The sequence below is a fragment of the Aerococcus sp. L_32 genome (assembly GCF_050689315.1).
The window spans coordinates 1-4,402 of the sequence record NZ_JBOEQF010000175.1 but is presented as its reverse complement, the minus strand read 5'-3'; the positions used below and the strand labels follow the sequence as shown (position 1 = coordinate 4,402).

The window sequence follows — 4,402 nt, the reverse complement described above, 5'->3', positions numbered from 1 at the left end:
TTTACCTTCATCAACTTCAACTTAAGTGAAAACTGCGCATGTAAAGTTGCATAAATTTTTAGAAATTCGTGCATGTTCGTTTTTTCGAAAAATATTATAGCTTGATACCATTGACATAATAAAATAATGAGATAAAATGATATTTATATTAAAAATATGTTAGAAGTGGGAGATTTCTATGAAAATAAAGAAAAGTTTTTTGGTTACGCTAGCAACTGCGGCTTTATTAGCTGCTTGTGGTAGTAATGAGGGAAATACTGATGCTGCAAATGGGGAAGCGAGTGCAGTAGTTAATTACGTGGCACCAACTGAAATTGCTACAATGGACTCAGTATTAGTAACAGATATGAACAGTGCCAACTATATTGGACATGTTCAAGACGGTTTATATTGGGAAAATGATGTAAATGAAATCCAGCCAGCTTTAGCTGAATCATTGCCTGAGGTTTCTGAAGATGGATTAACTTACACGATTAAAATGCGTGAAGACGCAACTTGGTCAAATGGCGATCCAATTACAGCACACGATTTCGTATATGCTATTCAACGATTAGCTAATCCAGATACGGCAGCGCCATACTCATACTTATTAGCAGGATTTGAGAATGCTGAAGGTGTTTTAAGCGGTGAACAAGCAGTTGAAGAATTAGGTGTTGAAGCTTTAGACGATTACACTATTGAAATCCGTTTAGAAACACCAATTCCATATATTGAAAACTTACTAGCTTTCACGCCGTTATACCCACAGAATCAAGCTTTTGTTGAAGAAGCAGGGGACGCTTACGGTACTGATTCAGATAATCTTGTTTTCTCTGGTCCATTTACCATGACTGAATGGGACGGTACAGGTTTAACTTGGTCGTTAGTGAAAAATGATGACTACTACAATGCTGACAATATTGCCATTGATGAAGTAGATGTTCAAGTTATCAAAGAAGTTTCAACCAACGTCAACTTATTTGAAGCTGGCGATGTTGACAACTCACTATTAACAGGTGAATTAGCTAAGCAATATCTAAATCATGAAGATGCTGCACAACAAGCAAAGGCGAGAAACTACTGGGTAGCCTTTAACTATAATAACGAAGTATTCCAAAATAAAAACCTTCGTGAAGCGATCGACTATGCAGTCAACAACGAAGAGTTAGCAACTAATGTTATCGGTGATGGATCAAACCCTGTATCTACATTTGTACCTGAAAACTTTATCTTTAACCCAGAAACGGAAGAAGACTTTGTCTCTGAAGTTGCAATTGAAGATAAGTACGATCCAGAAGAAGCAGCTAGACTTTGGGCATTAGCACAAGATGAATTAGGTGTCGAAACATTAACACTGAACTTATTAGGTGATGATGATGAGAAAAGTAAAACAACAGCTGAGTATATCCAAGGACAAATTGCAAATAACTTACCAGGTGTGACTTTAACATTGCAAAATGTACCTAAGAAAAACCGTCTAAGCCAGGAAGATGCGCGTGATTACGATTTAGTTATCACAGGTTGGGCTGCTGACTTTGCGGATGGTATTAACTTCTTTGAATTATTTGAAACCGATGGACCATACAACCGTGGGGACTACTCAAACGAAGCTTATGATGCACAAATTACTGCTGCTAAAGGTGATAATGCCAATAATCCAGTAGCACGTTGGGAAAACTTTGTTGCAGCTCAAGAAGTATTAACTGAAGATGCAGCGTGGATTCCTTTATACCAAGAAGTAGAAACACAATTAAGAAATCCTAACTTAGAAGGCATTACTTTCCGATCTGTAGGTAACGAATTTGATCTGCGAACAGCCACTTTAAATAGTGCAGAATAAATACAATAATTGAACAAGTGACAAGACAATCGTTGATAAAATATCAGCGGTTGTCTTTGTTTATGAGGGGAGTATGAATATTTCATGAAAATAATGAGAAGAAAAGATTGACAACGTATTCAAAATCTAGTAAATTGTCTCCATGTTGTAATAAATATCTAATTAAGCGATTGGCTTAAATATGGAGGATGTTCTTATGGAAAGAAAAAGTTTATTTAAATCACTTGCAGTGATTGGTTTATCAGGTTTAGTACTAGCAGCCTGTGGCAATAGCAGTGACGACTCAGCTTCAACTGGTTCTGGCGAAAACGAACAAGTATTAAATTGGACGACAACTTCTGAATTACCAACAATGGATACGACAATGGTAACAGATACAGTTTCATTTGATATGATGAACAACGTTAATGAAGGTTTATACCGTCAAAATGCTGAAGGTGAATATGAAGCTGGTGTATTAGACGGCGAACCGGAAATTTCTGAAGACGGTTCTGTATACACATACAAAATCAAAGAAGATGCTACATGGTCAAATGGGGACCCTGTAACAGCTAATGATTTTGTATATGCATGGCAACGTTTGGTTGACCCTGATACAGCTGCACCATATTCTTACTTAGCATCTGGTATTATCCAAAACGCTACAGAAATTATTGCTGGTGAAATGGAACCATCAGAATTGGGTGCTGTTGCAGTTGATGAGAAAACATTAGAAGTAACTTACGCTAAACCAGTACCATACTTGGAAGGTATCTTATCAATGGCACCATTCTACCCACTTAACCAAGCTTACGTGGAAGAACAAGGTGAAAACTACGCAACTAACTCTGACACAGTTTTATATAATGGACCATTTGCATTATCTGGTTGGGATGGTACAAACTTGAACTGGTCATTAGAGAAAAATGATAACTACTGGGATGCAGATAATGTTCAGTTAGATACAGTTAAATACCAAGTACTTAAAGAAACTTCAACTGCATTAAACCTATTTGATTCTGGTGAGATTGACTATACTACAGTATCTGGTGAATATGTAGCGGCTCGTGAAGGTGATCCAAACATGGATAATGCGCCAGAATCGACAGTATTCTATATCAAGATGAACCAAGAACGTAACGGTGAAGAAACACCATTAGCAAATACAAATATCCGTAAAGGTATTGCGCAAGCGATTGACAAACAATCATTTGCAGACCAAGTATTACAAAACGGTTCCCTACCTGCTGACTACTTAGTACCAGAAGGATTAGCAAGTAACCCATCAACAGATGTTGACTTCCGTGAAGATTCAACTGAAGGTACAGGATTTGTTGACTATGATGTAGAATCAGCACAAGAAGCTTTCAATGCTGGTTTAGAAGAATTAGGTACAGACACTATCACTTTAGAATTATTAACAGATGATACTGAAAATGCCAAACGTTCAGCTGAATACCTACAAGGTCAATTACAAACAAACTTACCTGGTTTAGAAGTTCAAATTGTTTCTGTACCATTCAAAAACCGTGTAGCAGCTGATAATAGTCAAGACTACGATTTACAAATCGCAGGTTGGGGCGCTGACTATGCTGACCCAATTAACTACTTAGAGTTATTCGTAACTGATGGAAACAATAATAATTCTGGTTACTCAAATGAAGAGTACGATGCGTTAATCCAATCAGCTTCAGATGAAACTGAAGATCTGGATCAACGTTGGAGCGATTTAGTCGAAGCTGAAACTTTAATCTTAGAAGAAGCTGGTATCGCACCATTGTACCAACGTTACGGTGCTTACTTAGAACAACCAACAGTTGAAGGCGTTGTTCACCACCAAGTTGGAGCATCAACTTCATTCAAATGGGCTTCAAAAACAGCAGCAGAATAATTTTAGCTAACATTTGAAACTTATTGAAACAACCCGCCAAGCCTTGGCGGGTTGTTTTTATTATGATATGTGAGAAATATTGACGCTAAATGATAATTATGTTAGAATTTGTACTGCTTTTGGTGAATATTTCTAAGAGATTGGCTAGAATATAAATTATTCTAGATATATCACCAAATGGATTTATTTGCGTTTTAAGGTGCGTTAGGACTATGAAGCCCATTGGTACATGTTTGGGTATAAAAAGGGCCTTAATCGCAGATTAAGACCAAATTGAAGGTGGGTTGATAGGGTTTTGCTTACTAGAAGTTAGGTAAGAAAATTAACATGATTAGGGATGTAATGTTTCATGGTAATGATAACTAGAATAGCATATCAAAAAAAGGGCGGATAATTTGGTCCACCCCGGGTAATTCTATATAATGTAATAGGCGATTAGGAAGATTAAACTTATTGCTAATAAGCTGCCACCGATTTTTAGAAAGCCGATGTACCAGTTGCCTATTGATTGGGACAAAGTTTGTACATTTCTTTCTGAGTCATCATCATTTTTTGAATTATTTTGTGAGAAAACACTTGGTTTCCACTTACGCCAACTGTACTGAAATAGGTCAAAAGTCCCGTCTTTAAAGATTAATCCGAATAAACCAAGGATTAAAAAGGGCGCTGACAAGTAAAAGTAGCAATTGCTCAAGTAAAATAAAGTGATACCC

The 4,402-nt window shown here is 36.9% G+C and carries 3 protein-coding genes; 2 read left to right on the top strand and 1 reads right to left on the bottom strand.

Translation table 11 applies throughout. The annotated features are described in order from the left end of the window. The first annotated feature begins 178 nt into the window (after positions 1 to 178). The gene (locus ACRCJ0_RS09830) at positions 179 to 1,819 is read left to right on the top strand and encodes a peptide ABC transporter substrate-binding protein (RefSeq protein ID WP_431387627.1); all 1,641 of its coding nucleotides are present in this window, start codon (positions 179 to 181) and stop codon (positions 1,817 to 1,819) included. A gap of 196 nt (positions 1,820 to 2,015) precedes the next feature. Next, positions 2,016 to 3,689, top strand: coding sequence for a peptide ABC transporter substrate-binding protein (locus ACRCJ0_RS09825; RefSeq protein ID WP_431387628.1), 1,674 nt, complete (start codon positions 2,016 to 2,018; stop codon positions 3,687 to 3,689). A gap of 415 nt (positions 3,690 to 4,104) precedes the next feature. On the opposite strand, the gene ACRCJ0_RS09820 is transcribed toward ACRCJ0_RS09825, so the two are convergent. After that, on the bottom strand, positions 4,105 to 4,402 hold a 298-nt coding region (locus tag ACRCJ0_RS09820; protein WP_431390320.1), incomplete at its 5' end, for a DUF3899 domain-containing protein.